This window comes from Pseudomonas sp. F01002, from assembly GCF_004402115.1.
Lineage (GTDB): Bacteria > Pseudomonadota > Gammaproteobacteria > Pseudomonadales > Pseudomonadaceae > Aquipseudomonas > Aquipseudomonas frigoris.
In genome coordinates, this window is sequence record NZ_SOPU01000011.1 from 52197 (window position 1) to 69735 (window position 17539).

Annotated in this window: 15 protein-coding genes; 14 read left to right on the forward strand and 1 reads right to left on the reverse strand. The window is 58.6% G+C overall.

All coding sequences use genetic code 11. The features are described from left to right. Position 1: 1 nt before the first annotated feature. The 9 genes from rnhB to ispD all read left to right on the forward strand — a co-directional run bounded on the left by rnhB (position 2) and on the right by ispD (position 12143). Positions 2-628 carry a ribonuclease HII gene (rnhB, locus tag E3W21_RS05735; RefSeq protein WP_161990825.1) on the forward strand — a complete coding sequence of 209 codons (627 nt, stop codon included), beginning with the start codon at positions 2-4 and terminating at the stop codon, positions 626-628. A gap of 83 nt (positions 629-711) precedes the next feature. Beyond that, entirely contained in the window at positions 712-4233 is a 3522-nt protein-coding gene (gene dnaE, locus E3W21_RS05740) for a DNA polymerase III subunit alpha (RefSeq protein WP_129441635.1), read from the forward strand. Between the two features lie 150 nt (positions 4234-4383). Beyond that, complete coding sequence (locus tag E3W21_RS05745) at positions 4384-5331, forward strand: acetyl-CoA carboxylase carboxyltransferase subunit alpha (protein ID WP_008154040.1); 948 nt, start codon at positions 4384-4386, stop codon at positions 5329-5331. A 126-nt stretch (positions 5332-5457) separates the two neighbouring features. After that, positions 5458-6786: a tRNA lysidine(34) synthetase TilS gene (gene tilS, locus E3W21_RS05750; RefSeq protein WP_134418757.1), complete on the forward strand. Its 1329-nt coding sequence runs from the start codon at positions 5458-5460 to the stop codon at positions 6784-6786. A 274-nt stretch (positions 6787-7060) separates the two neighbouring features. Then, on the forward strand, positions 7061-8692 hold the full coding sequence (locus E3W21_RS05755; RefSeq protein ID WP_129441639.1) for a CTP synthase: 1632 nt from the start codon (positions 7061-7063) through the stop codon (positions 8690-8692). A 5-nt stretch (positions 8693-8697) separates the two neighbouring features. Next, positions 8698-9543 (forward strand): 3-deoxy-8-phosphooctulonate synthase, encoded by an 846-nt coding sequence (gene kdsA / locus E3W21_RS05760; RefSeq protein ID WP_046054578.1) that lies wholly within the window; start codon positions 8698-8700, stop codon positions 9541-9543. A gap of 156 nt (positions 9544-9699) precedes the next feature. Beyond that, positions 9700-10989, forward strand: coding sequence for a phosphopyruvate hydratase (gene eno, locus E3W21_RS05765; protein WP_033059918.1), 1290 nt, complete (start codon positions 9700-9702; stop codon positions 10987-10989). A 171-nt stretch (positions 10990-11160) separates the two neighbouring features. After that, positions 11161-11439, forward strand: coding sequence for a cell division protein FtsB (ftsB, locus tag E3W21_RS05770; protein ID WP_008028992.1), 279 nt, complete (start codon positions 11161-11163; stop codon positions 11437-11439). Next, entirely contained in the window at positions 11436-12143 is a 708-nt protein-coding gene (gene ispD, locus E3W21_RS05775) for a 2-C-methyl-D-erythritol 4-phosphate cytidylyltransferase (RefSeq protein ID WP_134418758.1), read from the forward strand. Before ftsB ends, ispD begins: the two co-directional genes overlap by 4 nt. Before the next feature lie 100 nt (positions 12144-12243). Here the strand turns inward: ispD and E3W21_RS05780 are convergent, their stop codons facing one another. Further along, entirely contained in the window at positions 12244-13140 is an 897-nt protein-coding gene (locus E3W21_RS05780) for a LysR substrate-binding domain-containing protein (RefSeq protein ID WP_129441643.1), read from the reverse strand. 107 nt (positions 13141-13247) lie between these two features. Here E3W21_RS05780 and E3W21_RS05785 point away from each other — a divergent pair, with 107 nt between their 5' ends. From E3W21_RS05785 to surE, 5 genes are read left to right on the forward strand one after another with little or no spacing between them, the layout of a single operon-like run. Continuing rightward, on the forward strand, positions 13248-14360 hold the full coding sequence (locus tag E3W21_RS05785) for an S-(hydroxymethyl)glutathione dehydrogenase/class III alcohol dehydrogenase (RefSeq protein ID WP_129441645.1): 1113 nt from the start codon (positions 13248-13250) through the stop codon (positions 14358-14360). 8 nt (positions 14361-14368) lie between these two features. Continuing rightward, positions 14369-15214 (forward strand): S-formylglutathione hydrolase, encoded by an 846-nt coding sequence (gene fghA / locus E3W21_RS05790; RefSeq protein WP_134418759.1) that lies wholly within the window; start codon positions 14369-14371, stop codon positions 15212-15214. Positions 15215-15257: 43 nt separating this feature from the next. After that, positions 15258-15731: a 2-C-methyl-D-erythritol 2,4-cyclodiphosphate synthase gene (gene ispF, locus E3W21_RS05795; protein ID WP_010462780.1), complete on the forward strand. Its 474-nt coding sequence runs from the start codon at positions 15258-15260 to the stop codon at positions 15729-15731. Beyond that, entirely contained in the window at positions 15728-16786 is a 1059-nt protein-coding gene (gene truD / locus E3W21_RS05800; RefSeq protein WP_134418760.1) for a tRNA pseudouridine(13) synthase TruD, read from the forward strand. Before ispF ends, truD begins: the two co-directional genes overlap by 4 nt. Then, complete coding sequence (surE, locus tag E3W21_RS05805; protein WP_129441651.1) at positions 16774-17523, forward strand: 5'/3'-nucleotidase SurE; 750 nt, start codon at positions 16774-16776, stop codon at positions 17521-17523. The genes truD and surE overlap by 13 nt, the downstream gene beginning before the upstream one ends. Positions 17524-17539 lie beyond the last annotated feature (16 nt).

Below are 17539 nucleotides of genomic sequence, written 5' to 3' on the forward strand. Positions count from 1 at the left end.
CATTCAGATGGGCCTGGACTTCACCCTGGTCGCCGAAGTTGAAGATTTGGTCGCTGGCGTTGACGAAGTCGGTCGCGGCCCACTTTGTGGTGCAGTGGTGACAGCCGCGGTGATCCTCGATCCGAACCGTCCGATTCTGGGCCTGAATGATTCGAAGAAGCTCACCGAAGCACGCCGCGAAAAACTCTACGACGAGATCTGCGAAAAAGCCCTGAGCTGGTGCATCGCCCGGGCTGAGGTCGAAGAAATCGACGAGCTGAACATTCTCCACGCCACCATGCTGGCCATGCAGCGCGCCGTCGAAGGTCTGCACATCACGCCGAAACTGGCGATGATCGATGGCAATCGTTGCCCGAAGCTGTCGATGCGCGCCGAAGCAGTGGTGCAGGGCGATGGTAAGGTACCGGCCATCGCGGCAGCGTCGATTCTGGCCAAGGTCAGCCGCGACCGCGAGATGGCAGCGTTCGAATTGATTTACCCGGGTTACGGCATCGGTGGCCACAAAGGCTACCCGACGCCGGTTCATCTGGAGGCGCTGGCCCGCTTGGGGCCAACGCCGATTCACCGCCGCTCGTTCGCCCCGGTACGCCTGGCTTACGAGGCGCGGGAAAACCTGATCGAGAGTTAGTCGCAAGGCTGATGTTTTTGCCAAGGCCCGGTACAATCCGGGCCTTGTTGTCTTCACGTTTCTAGTTTCTAGACAGGATCACTATGCCGGCTTCATTCGTTCATCTACGCCTGCACACTGAGTATTCCCTGGTCGACGGTCTGGTGCGGATCAAACCGCTGGTCAAGACCCTGGTCGGCATGAACATGCCTGCCGTAGCGGTCACGGACCAGAACAACATGTGTTCCCTGGTCAAATTCTATAAAGCCGCCATGGGTGCCGGGATCAAGCCGATCTGCGGCGCCGACCTCTGGCTGTCGAACAAGGATCCGGATAACGCTCTGAGCCGGATCAGTCTGTTGGCGATGAACGCCGTGGGTTATCGCAACCTCACCGAACTGATCTCCCGCGGCTTCATCGACGGCCAGCGCAATGGGTCGGTCATCATCGAGCGCGAGTGGGTGGCCGAAGCCAGCGAAGGCTTGATCATGCTGTCGGCGGCGAAAGAAGGCGAGATCGGTTTGGCGATGCTCAGTGGCAACCCGGCCGAAGCGGAAAACCTGGCACGTGAATGGATGGCCGTGTTCCCGGATCGTTTCTATCTGGAGATCCAGCGCACCAACCGCCCCAACGACGAAGAACAGTTGCACGGTGCCGTAGCCCTCGCTGAAAAAATCGGTGCGCCGCTGGTCGCTACCAACGACGTGCGCTTCATCAAGCAGGAAGACTTCGCCGCTCACGAAACTCGCGTTTGCATCGGTGAGGGCCGTGCCCTCGATGATCCGCGGCGTTCGAAAAATTACAGCGATCAGCAATACCTCAAAAGCGCCGAGGAAATGGCCGAGTTGTTCAGCGACATTCCCGAAGCGCTGGAAAACACCGTCGAGATTGCCAAGCGCTGCAACATTGAAGTGAAGCTGGGCACTCACTTCCTGCCCAACTTCCCGATCCCCGATGGCATGACCATCGACGAGTATTTCCGCAAGGTTTCCTTCGATGGTCTGGAAGATCGCCTCAGCGTTCTGCTGCCCAAGGACACCACCGAAGACTACGAAACCAAGCGTCAGGTCTACGTCGACCGGCTGAATTTCGAGCTGGATATCATCATCCAGATGGGTTTCCCCGGTTACTTCCTGATCGTTATGGACTTTATCCAGTGGGCCAAGAGTAACGGCGTGCCGGTAGGTCCAGGCCGTGGATCGGGTGCCGGGTCGCTGGTGGCCTACGTGCAGAAGATCACCGACCTTGACCCGCTGGAATATGACCTGCTGTTCGAACGTTTCCTTAACCCGGAACGGGTATCCATGCCCGACTTCGACGTCGACTTCTGCATGGACGGTCGCGACCGTGTAATCGACTACGTGGCCGAGAAATACGGCCGCAACGCGGTAAGCCAGATCATCACCTTCGGTTCCATGGCGGCAAAGGCTGTGGTCCGTGACGTGGCGCGGGTACAGGGCAAGTCCTACGGTTTGGCGGATCGTCTGTCGAAGATGATCCCGTTCGAAGTCGGCATGACCCTGGAAAAGGCCTACGAACAGGAAGAAATCCTGCGTGACTTCATCAAGGTCGATGAAGAAGCCGCCGAAATCTGGGAAATGGCCCGCAAGCTTGAAGGCGTTGTACGTAACGTCGGCAAGCACGCCGGTGGTGTTGTTATTGCCCCGACCAAACTGACTGACTTCTCGCCAATTTATTGCGATGAGGCCGGTGATGGTCTGGTCACCCAGTTCGACAAGGACGACGTTGAAGCCGCTGGCCTGGTGAAGTTCGACTTCCTCGGTCTGCGGACCCTGACGGTCATCGACTGGGCGCTGAAAACCATCAACCGCGATCGCGCCAAGGTTGATGAGCCGCCGCTGGATATCGCGTTCATCCCGCTGGATGACAAGCCGACTTACCAGTTGCTGCAAAAAGCTGAAACGACTGCGGTGTTCCAGCTTGAGTCGCGCGGCATGAAAGAGCTGATCAAAAAGCTCAAGCCCGACTGCCTGGAAGACTTGATCGCATTGGTGGCCCTGTTCCGTCCGGGCCCGTTGCAATCGGGCATGGTGGACGACTTTATCAACCGTAAGCACGGTCGCGCCGAACTCGCGTACCCGCACTCGGACTACCAGTACGAAGGCCTCAAACCGGTTCTGGCACCGACTTACGGCATCATCCTGTATCAGGAACAGGTGATGCAGATTGCTCAGGTCATGGCCGGTTACACCCTCGGCGGTGCGGACATGCTGCGTCGAGCCATGGGTAAGAAAAAACCCGAAGAAATGGCCAAGCAGCGCGGCGGTTTCATTGAAGGCTGCACCGCTAACAATATCGACGCGGACCTTGCTGGTAACATTTTCGACCTGGTGGAAAAATTCGCCGGTTACGGCTTCAACAAATCTCACTCGGCTGCTTATGGCCTGGTGTCGTATCAGACCGCTTGGCTGAAAACCCATTACCCGGCGCCGTTCATGGCTGCGGTACTGTCGGCGGATATGCACAACACCGACAAGGTCGTGACCTTGATCGAAGAAATTCGCACCATGAAGCTGCGTCTCGACGCGCCGGATGTGAATACTTCGGAGTTCAAGTTCACGGTGAATGACGAAGGCCGGATTATTTATGGCCTCGGCGCGATCAAAGGTGTGGGCGAAGGTCCGGTTGAGGCGATCACCGAGGCGCGTCAGGCCGGTCCGTTCAAGGATCTGTTCGATTTCTGCGCCCGTGTCGATCTCAAACGTATCAACAAGCGCACCCTGGACGGTTTGATCCGCAGCGGTGCGCTGGATCGTCTGGGCCCTTACTTCCATGACGAGCAGAAAGCCTATCAGGCCAATATCGACCGCAACCGCGCGGTCTTGCTGAACGCCATGGAAGGGGCGATCAAGGCGGCCGAACAAACCGCGCGTACCAAAGACAGCGGTCACGTCGATCTGTTTGGCGGCTTGTTCGTCGAAGAAGACGCCGATGTCTACGCCAATCACCGCAAAGCCAAGGAACTGACGCTCAAGGAGCGCCTGAAAGGCGAGAAAGACACCTTGGGTCTGTACCTGACCGGTCACCCGATCGACGAATACGAAGGTGAGATCCGCCGTTTCGCCCGTCAACGCATCATCGACCTGAAACCGGCCCGTGATACCCAGACCGTCGCGGGCATGATCATCGCCTTGCGGGTGATGAAGAACAAAAAGGGCGACAAGATGGGTTTCATCACCCTCGACGACCGCTCCGGGCGGATCGAAGCCTCGCTGTTTGCCGAGGCGTTCCATTCCGCGCAATCGTTGTTGCAGACCGACGCGATGGTGGTGGTCGAAGGCGAAGTCAGCAACGACGATTTCTCCGGTGGCTTGCGGCTGCGGGTCAAGCGGGTGATGAGCATGGAAGATGCGCGCACCAACCTGGCCGAAAGCCTGCGCTTGAAGCTGCAGACCCAGGATTTGAAAGGCGATCAGCTACGCTGGCTCGGTGAGTTGTTCAAGCGCCACCGCGGGGCGTGCCCGATCACCATGGAATACACCAGTCCCGATGCGAAGGCCTTGCTGCAGTTCGGCGAGACCTGGCGGATCGACCCGGCGGATGCCTTGATTCAAGCCCTGCGTGACCAGTTCGGGCGAGACAACGTCTTCCTCCAATACCGTTGACGGTCAGGTGCCGCTCTTCCAAAAGGGAGCAGCTCTGATCTCGACCCAATTTTTAATCTCGACCTGAACGCGCCTCTCCCTTAAGGTAGGGCGCGAATAGACAACCGGCCGGCCCAAGCTCTCTTGGAGGTCGACCCAAGACGGACGCCTATGAACCCGAATTTTCTAGATTTCGAACAGCCGATCGCCGACCTGCAAGCCAAGATCGAAGAGTTGCGCTTGGTCGGTAACGACAATTCGCTGAATATTGGCGATGAGATCTCCCGCCTGCAGGACAAAAGCAGCACGCTGACCGAAGACATCTTCGGCAAGCTGACCAGCTGGCAGATCGCGCGTCTGGCGCGTCACCCGAAACGTCCGTATACCCTGGACTACATCGAACACATCTTCACCGAGTTCGACGAACTGCACGGCGACCGTCACTTCTCCGACGACGCTGCGATCGTCGGCGGCATTGCCCGTCTGGACGACCAGCCGGTGATGATCATCGGTCACCAGAAAGGCCGCGAAGTGCGCGAGAAAGTTCGTCGCAACTTTGGCATGCCGCGTCCGGAAGGCTACCGCAAGGCGTGCCGTCTGATGGAAATGGCCGAACGTTTCAAGATGCCGATCCTGACCTTCATCGACACCCCGGGCGCTTACCCTGGTATCGACGCTGAAGAACGCAACCAGAGCGAAGCGATTGCCTGGAACCTGCGCGTCATGGCACGCCTGAAAACCCCAATCATCGCCACCGTGATCGGTGAGGGTGGTTCCGGTGGTGCTCTGGCGATCGGCGTTTGCGATCAACTGAACATGCTGCAGTACTCGACTTACGCAGTGATTTCGCCGGAAGGTTGCGCCTCGATTCTGTGGAAGACCGCCGAGAAGGCGCCGGACGCTGCCGAAGCCATGGGCATCACTGCAGAGCGCCTGAAAGGCCTGGGTATTGTGGATAAAGTGATCAGCGAGCCTTTGGGCGGCGCACACCGTAATCCGGCCGCTGCAGCTGCATCGATCCGTGCCGAGCTGAGCTCGCAGCTGGCGATGTTGAAGAAGTTTGATAACGAAGCGCTGTTGGCTCGCCGTTACGAGCGTCTGATGAGCTACGGTCTGTAACTCTACTCGCTACACCCCTGTAGGAGCTGCCGAAGGCTGCGATCTTTTGATCCTGAAAATGCAAGATCAAAAGATCGCAGCCTTCGGCAGCTCCTACAGGGGATTTATGTGGAATGATCGATCTCTATGAGTCCTTCCAATATCGATCTGTCTGCCAGGTTCCTGCTAAACCTGAGCCCCTGGCGCACCGCCACAACCTGGCACGTCGCCTTCTCTGGTGGCCTCGACTCCACCGTTCTGCTGCACCTTCTCGTACACCTCGCAAAAACCGAATCCCTGCCGGCGCTAAGCGCCATCCATGTTCATCATGGCCTTCAGGCTGTGGCTGATGCGTGGCCGGATCATTGTCAGTCGGTCTGTGATGCGCTGGGTGTGCCGCTGCAGGTTGTTCGCGTACAGGTTCAACCCGGCGCCAGTCTTGAGCGTGCAGCCCGGGATGCGCGATATGCCGCGTTCATCGAGGCGACTCAGGCCAATGAAGTGTTGATGACCGCCCAGCACCGTGACGATCAGGCGGAAACGTTGTTATTCCGGCTGTTGCGTGGGGCAGGGGTGAGGGGATTGTCGGGGATGCCACGCCAGCGCCCGCTCGGTAAAGGGCAGTTGCTTCGGCCATTGCTCGATGTCACTCGGGCTGAGCTTGAAGCCTATGCGGCGGAGCATCGGCTGAGCTGGATCGAAGACCCATCGAATCAGGATCGGCAATTCTCGCGAAACTACCTGCGCCATCAGGTGTTCCCGGTATTGACCAAGCGTTGGCCGCAAGCGGTAACGACCATGGCCCGCAGCGCTGCGCACCTGAGCGAAGCGCAGGGATTGCTCGATGAGCTTGCGCAAATCGACCTGGCCGGCGCCAGCACTGCCAATGATTTTGATTGGCTGGGATTGCCCTCCCTGGAACTGGGGGCATTTGAAACGATGTCCGCTGCTCGTCAGCGTAATGCCTTAAGTCATTGGCTCGAACCGCTGACGCGACTGCCGGACAGTGACCATTGGTCGGGTTGGGAGAATTTACGTGATGCCACCGGCGATGCCTGCCCGATCTGGCGGCTGGCGGATGGCGAACTGCATCGGGCAGGTGGGCGTATCTGGTGGTTGTCCGGCAGTTGGTTGCGCACGTCGCCCGCCGTCGGAAACTGGCCCGACCCCTCGCTATTGCTGGTGTTGCCGGACAACGGCGTGCTCACGCTCACCGGCCAAATCCCCGATGGCCTGCTGCATATCCGCTATCGTGAGGGAGGTGAGGTGATGAATCTGCCCGGTCGCGGCCATCGCGATCTGAAGCGTTTGCTCAATGAACGTGGTGTGCCGGCGTTCGCCCGTGGCAGATTGCCGCTGCTCTACCGAGACGAGCAATTGCTGGCGGTGGCCAACCTGCAGGGCTTGGACGGCAGTGCAAAGGACCGTTGGAATTTGCATTGGCAGCCACCGCACGAAGATCTAGGTTTGAGCTGAAAGGGGCTTTCCGGTAGACTACGCTCCCTTCTTGATACAACTTCTGTGGATTCGCCTGAATTGCAGGAGTTGCCGATTACCAAGCAGTCTTTGCTGGGCGATTCCAAAAAATGTGTAGCGAGCAACGTACCGGTGTTTCATCTTCCGGTCTGTCCCAACGCGGCGGTTTTTTTGAAAGGTGCACTGTGATTAATGCAGGTGATCGGGGGCTTCGGCCTTCCTTCGCTTTCCCCGGCGGCTCGGACCGCTTTAACGCAGACTTCTAGGGTTTTTCATGACGCGCTACATATTCGTCACGGGCGGTGTTGTTTCTTCATTGGGGAAAGGCATCGCATCGGCTTCATTGGCGGCCATCCTGGAGGCGCGGGGACTTAAGGTCACCATGCTGAAGCTGGACCCGTACATCAACGTTGACCCGGGCACCATGAGCCCGTTCCAGCACGGTGAAGTGTTCGTCACCCACGACGGCGCCGAGACCGACCTGGACCTGGGCCACTACGAGCGGTTCATCCGCACGACCATGACCCAGAACAACAACTTCACCACCGGCCGTGTCTACGAACACGTCCTGCGCAAAGAGCGCCGTGGTGATTATCTGGGCGCCACCATTCAGGTGATCCCGCACATCACCGACGAAATCAAGCGCCGGATCATCAAGGGCGCTGGCGATGCCGACGTGGCCATGGTCGAGATCGGTGGCACCGTGGGTGACATCGAATCCCAGCCGTTCCTCGAAGCGATCCGCCAATTGCGTTTCGAAGTCGGTGCCAAGCGCGCGATGCTGATGCACCTGACGCTGGTGCCGTACATCGCCACTGCCGGCGAAACCAAAACCAAGCCTACCCAGCACTCGGTCAAGGAACTGCGTTCCATCGGCCTGCAACCAGACGTGCTGGTCTGCCGTTCCGATCACCCGATCGACATCTCCTCGCGTCGCAAGATCGCTCAGTTCACCAACGTTGAAGAACGTGCGGTGATTGCGCTGGAAGACGCAGACACCATCTACAAGATCCCGGGCATCCTGCACTCCCAGGGCCTGGATGATTTCGTCGTCGAGCGTTTCGGCCTGCAATGTGGCGGTGCCGATCTGTCCGAGTGGGAAGCCGTGGTCGACGCCAAGCTCAACCCTGAGCATGAAGTCACCATCGCGATGGTCGGCAAGTACATGGAATTGCTGGACGCCTACAAGTCGCTGATCGAAGCGATGAGTCACGCCGGCATCAGCAACCGCACCAAGGTCAACCTGCGCTACATCGACTCCGAAGACATCGAAAACCAAGGCACTGCGCTGCTGGAAGGTGTCGACGCGATTCTGGTACCTGGCGGCTTCGGTCTGCGTGGCGTGGAAGGCAAGATCACCGCCGTTCAATACGCTCGCGAAAACAAGGTTCCGTACCTGGGCATCTGCCTGGGCATGCAAGTGGCCGTGATCGAGTTCGCTCGTAACGTGCTGGGCTGGAAAGACGCCAACTCCACCGAGTTCGATCGTGCCAGTGGTCATCCGGTCGTGGGTCTGATCACCGAGTGGGAAGATGCCACCGGCGCAGTCGAAACCCGTACCGAAGCGTCCGATCTGGGCGGCACCATGCGCCTTGGCGCTCAGGATTGCCTGCTGGAGCCAGGTTCCCTGGTGCACGATTGCTACGCCAAGGACGTGATCGTCGAGCGTCACCGTCACCGCTACGAAGTGAACAACAACCTGCTTCCGCAAATCATGGAAGCCGGTCTGAAAATCACCGGTCGTTCCGGTGATGGCGCCCTGGTGGAAGTGATTGAAGCCCCGGATCATCCATGGTTCGTCGCTTGCCAGTTCCACCCTGAGTTCACCTCGACACCACGCGACGGTCACCCGTTGTTCAGCGGTTTTGTTAAAGCAGCTTTGGTTCAACACCAGAAGAAGGCGTAAATCCAATGGCCCAGAAGATCATCCGCGTAGGCGATATCGAGATTGCCAACGACAAGCCAATGGTGCTTTTCGGTGGCATGAACGTGCTGGAAAGCCGAGACATGGCGATGCAGGTCTGCGAAGAGTACGTGAAGGTCACCGAGAAACTCGGTATCCCTTACGTGTTCAAGGCCAGCTTCGACAAGGCCAACCGTTCCTCCGTGACCTCTTACCGTGGCCCCGGCCTGGAAGAGGGCATGCGGATTTTCCAGGACATCAAGCAAGCGTTCGGCGTGCCGATCATCACCGACGTCCACGAGCCTGATCAGGCCGCGGTCGTCGCTGAAGTCTGCGATATCATCCAGCTGCCAGCCTTCTTGTCGCGCCAGACCGACCTTGTGGTCGCGATGGCCAAGACCGGTGCGGTGATCAACATCAAGAAAGCCCAGTTCCTCGCACCTCAGGAAATGAAACACATCCTGAGCAAATGCGTGGAAGCGGGTAACGATCAGTTGATCCTCTGCGAACGCGGATCGAGCTTCGGCTACAACAACCTGGTCGTCGACATGCTCGGCTTCGGCATCATGAAGCAGTTCGAATACCCGGTGTTCTTCGATGTGACCCACGCGCTGCAAATGCCCGGCGGTCGCTCCGATTCCGCCGGCGGTCGCCGCGCTCAGGTCACCGACCTGGCAAAAGCCGGTATGAGCCAGTCTTTGGCGGGCCTGTTCCTTGAGGCCCACCCGGACCCGGACAACGCCAAATGCGACGGCCCTTGCGCCTTGCGTCTGGACAAACTGGAGCCATTCCTGGCCCAGCTCAAAGCTTTGGACGAACTGGTGAAGAGTTTTCCGACGGTAGAAACCGCGTAATCCTCATTTCTCCGGTAAAGTACCGCACGAATTAATGCTCAGGCCCTCGGGTCTGAGCCTTATCGTCCGCAAGTCTGCCCGCTGCACATCACTTGCCGGCGATACAAGATTTCCTTCAGCTGCGTCGTTTTCGTCAACTTTGGAGTGTTTACAACAATGGCAAAAATCGTCGACATCAAAGGTCGTGAAGTTCTCGACTCCCGTGGCAACCCCACCGTGGAAGCGGACGTGCTTCTCGATAACGGCATCATCGGCAGTGCTTGCGCGCCGTCCGGTGCTTCCACTGGCTCGCGTGAAGCGCTCGAGCTGCGTGATGGCGACAAGAGCCGTTACCTGGGCAAGGGCGTACTCAAAGCCGTCGCCAACATCAACGGTCCGATCCGCGACCTGTTGAAAGGTGCAGACCCAAGCGACCAGAAAGCGCTGGATCACGCGATGATCAAGCTCGACGGCACTGAAAACAAAGGCTCCCTGGGCGCCAACGCGATCCTCGCCGTTTCCCTGGCAGCAGCCAAGGCAGCCGCACAGGACCAGGACCTGCCGCTGTACGCTCACATCGCCAACCTGAACGGCACTCCGGGTGTTTACTCGATGCCGGTTCCGATGATGAACATCATCAACGGTGGCGAGCACGCCGATAACAACGTCGACATCCAGGAATTCATGGTTCAGCCGGTTGGCGCCAAGTCTTTCTCGGAAGGTCTGCGCATGGGTACCGAGATTTTTCATCACCTTAAAGCTGTTCTGAAGGCCCGTGGCCTGAGCACTGCTGTCGGTGACGAAGGTGGTTTCGCCCCTAACCTGGCTTCCAACGAAGACGCTTTGAAAGTGATCTCCGAAGCCGTGGCCAACGCCGGTTACAAGCTGGGCACCGACGTGACCCTGGCACTGGACTGCGCTGCCAGCGAATTCTACGAAGACGGTAAATACAACCTGTCCGGCGAAGGCCAGGTGTTCACCGCTGAAGGTTTCGCTGATTACCTGAAAGGCCTGACCGAGCGTTATCCGATCATCTCGATCGAAGACGGTCTGGACGAGTCCGACTGGGCTGGCTGGAAAATCCTCACCGACAAGATCGGCGAGAAAGTCCAACTGGTTGGCGACGACCTGTTCGTAACCAACACCAAGATCCTCAAAGAAGGCATCGATAAAAAGATCGCCAACTCGATCCTGATCAAGTTCAACCAGATCGGCACCCTGACCGAAACCCTGGAAGCCATCCAGATGGCCAAGGCCGCTGGTTACACTGCTGTTATCTCGCACCGCTCCGGCGAAACCGAAGATTCGACCATTGCCGACCTGGCCGTGGGCACCTCGGCAGGCCAGATCAAGACCGGCTCCCTGTGCCGTTCGGACCGCGTTTCCAAGTACAACCAACTGCTGCGTATCGAAGAGCAGTTGAATGGCAAAGCTAAGTACAACGGTCGCAGCGAATTCCGCGGTTAATCGTTAATTGGTAAAAAGACACCGGATTGTGTCGAAAAAATCGCTACAGCGATGGATTTGCCACTAACCTGATGCCTTATAAGCACAAGCCTGGGTCTTCCAGGCTTCGTGCTATCAGAAGCTTCAAAGTTTTGGCATGGCTGTCTTTTTTCACTGGATACCTGATATTCGATGCGCAGTCCCAATTGGTTGTTCCTCGTTTTGCTCCTGCTGCTGGCTGGCCTGCAATACCGCCTGTGGGTGGGTAATGGCAGTCTGGCGCAAGTGGCCGAACTGACTCAGCAGATCGCAGATCAACACGCTGAGAACGAGGGGCTGCTTGAGCGCAATCGGGTGATGGACGCCGAAGTCAGTGAATTGAAAAAGGGCATGGAGACCGTTGAAGAGCGGGCTCGTCATGAGTTGGGCATGGTCAAGGACGGTGAAACCCTTTACCAGTTGGCTCAATGAACCCCTCGTTACCGGCCTTCTGGGCTGTAATTCCTGCCGCGGGCGTCGGTGCCCGTATGGCCGCGGACCGTCCCAAGCAATACTTGCAACTGGGTGGGCGCACTATTCTCGAACACAGCCTCGGCTGTTTCCTTGATCATCCTTCCCTGAAAGGGTTGGTGGTCAGTCTTGCTGTTGATGATCCTTATTGGCCGAACCTTGCGTGTGCTAGCGATCCGCGAATCCAGCGGGTTGAAGGTGGCTCCGAGCGTTCCGGCTCGGTACTCAATGCGTTGCTGCATTTGCATGCGCAAGGCGCTGACGATGAGGATTGGGTGCTGGTTCACGATGCCGCGCGGCCGAATCTGAGCCGTGATGATCTGGACAAGTTGCTGGGTGAACTCGCAGATGATCCTGTCGGTGGACTGCTGGCGGTTCCTGCACGCGATACCCTCAAGCGGGTCGACAAGCACGGTCGTGTGGTCGAAACCGTGGATCGCAGTGTGATTTGGCAAGCCTATACGCCGCAGATGTTTCGCCTTGGCGCATTGCATCGGGCGTTGGCCGACAGTCTGGTGGCCGATGCAGTGATTACTGACGAAGCATCAGCCATGGAGTGGTCCGGCATGGCGCCGCGCCTGATCGAAGGTCGGTCCGACAACATCAAGGTCACGCGCCCTGAAGACCTGGAATGGCTTCGTCAGCGTTGGGCTAACCGCCGTTAAAAGATCGCAGCCTCGTTTCACTCGACAGCTCCTACACATTGCGGTGAACGCAGGCAATGTAGGAGCTGCCGAGTGAAACGAGGCTGCGATCTTTTGATCTTCAAACGCTGTACTCCGGCCTCAACGCCAACCCCTCCTTCAAATAATCCACCAACTTGCGCACCTTCGGCGACAGATGCCGTTGCTGTGGATAAAGCGCCCAAACGGCCGTGTTGGGCGGTTGATGCGCATCGAGCAGCGAAATCAATTCGCCGTTTTTCAGATGCTCCAGGACGTAATAGTCCGGCAGCTGACACAAACCCACGCCCTGTAATGCCGCATCCAGCACTGCTTGCCCACTGTTGCAGCGCCAGTTTCCCTGTACCCGCTGCGAAAATTCCCGCCCGTTCTGTTCCAGTTGCCAGATGTCCGAGCTGCCGATGAGGCAGTTGTGGCGGCTTAGTTCCGACAAGCTATGCGGGCGACCATACCGTTCCAGGTAGGACGGCGATGCGCACAGGTACATTCGCCGTGGCGCCAGACGTGTCGCCACCAGTCGTGAGTCTTGCAGACGGCCAAGGCGGATCGCCAGATCCAGGCCTTCATGGACCAAATCGAGAGGGCGGTTACTCAGTTCTATGTCAACGCGCAGTTGCGGATACAACCCCATGAATCGCGTCACCAGCGGCACGATGAAGCGCTCGCCGTAAGCCACGGCGCAGGTCATGCGCAGCATGCCTTTAGGTTCGCTGGTAAGGTCGCCGACCGCCCGCAGCGCTTCCTCGCGGCCATCCTGTAGGCGCTGGCAATGTTGCAGAAAGGTTTGCCCGGCCTCGGTCAAGGTGACCCGGCGGGTGCTGCGATAAAGCAGGCGGGTTTGCAGACGCTCTTCGAGGCGTACTATTTGTCGACTGATGTGGGAGGACGAAACCCCGAGGCGTTCCGCGGCAGCCGTGAACTGGCTGCACTCGGCCACGGCGACGAACTCGTCGATACCTTCCCAGCGGTTTTCGGACATCAAGGATTATCCCTGTATGGCAATAATGTTTTGCTTTTGTTCGGATTATTCACCGTCAGGCGGTGTATTACACTCCCTGTCTCGTTTTTATTCACTGGAGAATCCACATGATCAAGTCGCGCGCTGCCGTTGCCTTTGAGGCCAAGAAACCCCTCGAGATCGTTGAAGTCGATGTCGCCATGCCCAAGGCCGGTGAAGTCCTGCTGCGAGTGGTTGCCTCCGGTGTCTGCCATACCGATGCCTACACGCTGTCGGGCGCGGACCCGGAAGGCATCTTCCCGTCGATCCTCGGTCACGAAGGTGGCGCGGTGGTTGAGGCGATTGGTGAGGGCGTGACCTCCGTCGCTGTCGGCGATCATGTAATCCCGCTGTACACCCCGGAATGCCGCCAGTGCAAATTCTGTCTGTCGGGCAAAACCAACCTGTGTCAGGCAATTCGCGCGACTCAGGGCAAAGGCCTGATGCCTGACGGTACTTCGCGCTTTTCCTACAAGGGCCAACCAATTTTCCACTACATGGGGACCTCGACGTTCTCCGAGTACACCGTGCTGCCGGAAATCTCCGTCGCCAAAATCCCAAAAGAAGCGCCACTGGAAAAAGTCTGCCTGCTGGGCTGCGGTGTCACCACCGGCATCGGGGCAGTTCTTAATACCGCCAAGGTAAAACCAGGTGATACCGTCGCCATTTTCGGCCTCGGCGGCATCGGTCTGTCGGCGGTGATCGGCGCCGTCAAAGCCAAGGCTGCGCGGATCATCGCCATCGACATCAACCCGGCCAAATTCGAGATCGCCAAGCAGTTGGGTGCAACCGATTGTGTGAACCCGAAAGATTTCGATCGTCCGATCCAGGAAGTCATCGTCGACATGACCGACGGCGGCGTCGACTTTTCCTTCGAATGCATCGGCAACGTCCAATTGATGCGTGCTGCTCTTGAATGCTGCCACAAGGGTTGGGGCGAGTCGGTGATCATCGGTGTTGCCGGTGCCGGCCAGGAAATCGCCACGCGTCCATTCCAGTTGGTGACCGGTCGCGTCTGGCGCGGTTCGGCGTTCGGTGGCGTGCGTGGCCGTACCGAGTTGCCAAGCTATGTCGAGATGGCTGAAACCGGCGAAATCCCGCTGGATACTTTCATCACCCACACCATGGGCCTGGAAGATATCAACAAGGCGTTCGACCTGATGCATGAAGGCAAGAGCATCCGTTCCGTCATCCATTTCTGAGGTCGGTCATGAGCCTGGAAAATATCTCCTGCCAGAAAAGCTTCGGCGGCTGGCACAAACGCTATCGGCACCGCTCCGATGTGCTCGGCTGCGACATGGTGTTTGCCGTGTACCTGCCGCCGCAAGCGGAGCAGGGCGGCAAACTGCCGGTGCTGTATTGGTTATCCGGCCTGACCTGCACCGACGAAAACTTCATGCAAAAGGCCGGCGCCATGCGCATGGCCGCCGAGCTGGGGCTGATCATCGTTGCCCCGGACACCAGCCCTCGCGGTCCTGATGTGCCGGGTGATCCGGATGGCGCCTGGGACTTCGGTCTCGGTGCCGGGTTTTATCTGAATGCCACGCAGGAACCGTGGTCGCGACACTATCGGATGCATGACTATGTCGTGCAGGAATTGCCCGCATTGGTCGAAGCCCATTTCCCGGCGTCGGACAAGCGCGGCATCAGCGGTCATTCCATGGGCGGCCACGGCGCGCTGGTCTGCGCGTTGCGTAATCCGGAGCGTTATCAGTCGGTGTCGGCGTTTTCGCCGATCAACAATCCGATGGACTGTCCCTGGGGGCAGAAAGCCTTTTCCCGCTACCTGGGGGAAGACCGATCGAAATGGCGCGAGTGGGATGCCTGCGTCCTGATTGCCGAAGCAAACGAGAAGTTGCCGCTGCTGGTCGACCAAGGTGATCGCGACGATTTCCTGGCCACCCAGCTCAAGCCTGAAGCGTTGCAACAGGCTGCCAAACTGGCCGGTCATCCGCTGACGTTGCGCTTGCAACCCGGCTACGACCACAGCTATTTCTTCATCGCAAGCTTCATTGATGACCACTTGCAGCATCACGCACGCGCCCTAGGCGCCTAATGCAGGTAGAATCACGCCCTGACAAAAATCGGGGCGTTTTTTTATGCGTATTGGCCACGGCTATGATGTGCACCGTTTCGCTGAAGGCGATTTCATTACTCTGGGCGGCGTGCGCATTGCACACGGCTTCGGGCTGCTCGCTCACTCCGACGGTGACGTCCTGCTGCACGCCTTGAGCGATGCCTTGCTCGGCGCCGCTGCGCTGGGTGATATCGGCAAACATTTTCCGGACACCGACCCGACATTCAAGGGCGCCGACAGCCGTGTGCTGTTGCGTCATGTCGTCGCACTGATCCACGCCAAGGGCTGGAAAGTCGGCAACGTCGATAACACCATCGTCGCCCAGGCGCCGAAAATGGCCCCGCATATCGAATCGATGCGCGCGCTGATTGCCGCGGATCTTCAAGTTGAGTTGGATCAAGTGAACGTGAAAGCTACCACCACCGAAAAGCTCGGCTTTGTCGGTCGCGAAGAAGGCATTGCCGTGCATTCCGTTGCCTTGTTGCTGCGCGCATGAACGAACTGCAATTGCTCGGCCCGCGGGCTTATGGCCAAGCCCTCGGCACCGCGGTACTGAAAGCCACTGCGGAAGATTTTCAGGTCGATGAAGTCCTCAACATCCCCCTCAGTGGCGACGGCGAACACTTGTGGATCTGGGTGGAAAAACGCGGTCTGAATACCGAAGAAGCGGCACGGCGGATCGCCAAGGCGGCGGGGGTGCCGTTGCGCACCGTCAGCTACGCGGGCCTCAAGGATCGTCAGGCGCTGACTCGCCAGTGGTTCAGCGTGCAGCTGCCGGGCAAGGCTGATCCTGATCTGTCGGCGGCGGAAAACGATACGCTGAAGATCCTCAAGACCGGCCGACACAAACGCAAGCTGCAACGCGGTGCTCACTCGGCCAATGGCTTCACATTGCGACTGACGCAATTCGCTGGCGACAAAGCGGCGATCGACGAGCGACTGCAACTGATCGCCAAGCAAGGTATTCCCAATTATTTCGGCGCCCAGCGTTTTGGGTTTGACGGCGGTAACGTGGTCGATGCCCGTGCCTGGGCGGCGCGTAAAGCCTTGCCGGAACAGCGCAACGTGCGTTCGCGTCTGCTCTCTACGGCGCGCAGTTTTCTGTTTAATCAGGTGTTGGCGGCGCGTATCGCCGATGGCAGCTGGCAGCGTGCCCAGGTTGGCGATTTGCTGGCCTTCACCGACAGCCGCAGCTTCTTTCCGGCAGGTGAAGCCGAGTGCAGCGACCCGCGTCTGGCGATTCTCGATCTGCACCCGACCGGTCCGCAGTGGGGCGAAGGTGACTCGCCGGCCACTGGCGCTGTCCATGAACTGGAGCAGGCAATCGCCACTCGCGAAGCGGACTTGCGTGATTGGTTGATTAACGCCGGTATGAGCCACGAACGTCGCATCCTGCGGCTGCCCATTGGTGGGTTGACGTGGCATTATCCCGAGCCTGACATTCTGCAACTGGAATTCGTCCTCCCGGCCGGATGCTTCGCCACCGTATTGGTGCGCGAGCTCGTTGATCTGGTGCCGGTGGGGCAGACGGACAGCCCATGCGTATTCTGATTTCTAACGACGATGGGGTAACCGCACCCGGTCTCGCCGCGCTTTATGCTGCGCTGGCGGATTACACCGAATGCGTGGTTATCGCCCCGGACCAAGACAAAAGCGGCGCCAGCAGCTCGCTGACGCTCGACCGTCCGTTACACCCGCAAACCCTGGCCAACGGCTTTATCAGCCTCAATGGCACACCGACCGATTGCGTGCACCTGGGCCTCAATGGCTTGCTGGAGCGCGAGCCGGACATGGTGGTTTCGGGCATCAACCTGGGTGCCAACCTGGGTGATGACGTGTTGTATTCCGGCACCGTGGCGGCGGCCCTTGAGGGACGTTTCCTGGCGCGGCCTTCGTTTGCCTTTTCGTTGGTCTCACGGCAAGTGGAGAACCTTCCCACAGCTGCGTACTTTGCGCGCAAACTGGTAGAGGCTCACGCGGACCTTGAACTGCCACCGCGTACGGTACTGAACGTGAACATTCCCAATTTGCCGCTGGATCACATCCGCGGTATTCAGCTGACCCGCCTCGGACATCGCGCACGTGCTGCAGCGCCGATGAAAGTGGTCGATCCGCGCGGTAAATCCGGTTACTGGATTGCGGCGGCGGGGGATGCCGAAGACGGCGGCCCGGGCACCGACTTTCATGCGGTGATGCAAGGCTATGTTTCAATCACCCCACTGCAACTGGATCGCACCTTTAATGATGCCTTCAGAAGTCTCGATGGCTGGCTGGAGGGGCTGAACTAATGGCTCGTGAACAAGA

Excerpts from the sequence above, each read along its gene's own strand:
- dnaE (WP_129441635.1), top strand. The coding sequence starts at position 712 with ATGCCGGCTTCATTCGTTCATCTACGCCTGCACACTGAGTATTCCCTG.
- E3W21_RS05745 (WP_008154040.1), top strand. The coding sequence starts at position 4,384 with ATGAACCCGAATTTTCTAGATTTCGAACAGCCGATCGCCGACCTGCAA.
- tilS (WP_134418757.1), top strand. The coding sequence starts at position 5,458 with ATGAGTCCTTCCAATATCGATCTGTCTGCCAGGTTCCTGCTAAACCTG.
- E3W21_RS05755 (WP_129441639.1), top strand. The coding sequence starts at position 7,061 with ATGACGCGCTACATATTCGTCACGGGCGGTGTTGTTTCTTCATTGGGG.
- kdsA (WP_046054578.1), top strand. The coding sequence starts at position 8,698 with ATGGCCCAGAAGATCATCCGCGTAGGCGATATCGAGATTGCCAACGAC.
- eno (WP_033059918.1), top strand. The coding sequence starts at position 9,700 with ATGGCAAAAATCGTCGACATCAAAGGTCGTGAAGTTCTCGACTCCCGT.
- ftsB (WP_008028992.1), top strand. The coding sequence starts at position 11,161 with ATGCGCAGTCCCAATTGGTTGTTCCTCGTTTTGCTCCTGCTGCTGGCT.
- ispD (WP_134418758.1), top strand. The coding sequence starts at position 11,436 with ATGAACCCCTCGTTACCGGCCTTCTGGGCTGTAATTCCTGCCGCGGGC.
- E3W21_RS05780 (WP_129441643.1), bottom strand. The coding sequence starts at position 13,140 with ATGTCCGAAAACCGCTGGGAAGGTATCGACGAGTTCGTCGCCGTGGCC.
- E3W21_RS05785 (WP_129441645.1), top strand. The coding sequence starts at position 13,248 with ATGATCAAGTCGCGCGCTGCCGTTGCCTTTGAGGCCAAGAAACCCCTC.
- fghA (WP_134418759.1), top strand. The coding sequence starts at position 14,369 with ATGAGCCTGGAAAATATCTCCTGCCAGAAAAGCTTCGGCGGCTGGCAC.
- ispF (WP_010462780.1), top strand. The coding sequence starts at position 15,258 with ATGCGTATTGGCCACGGCTATGATGTGCACCGTTTCGCTGAAGGCGAT.
- truD (WP_134418760.1), top strand. The coding sequence starts at position 15,728 with ATGAACGAACTGCAATTGCTCGGCCCGCGGGCTTATGGCCAAGCCCTC.
- surE (WP_129441651.1), top strand. The coding sequence starts at position 16,774 with ATGCGTATTCTGATTTCTAACGACGATGGGGTAACCGCACCCGGTCTC.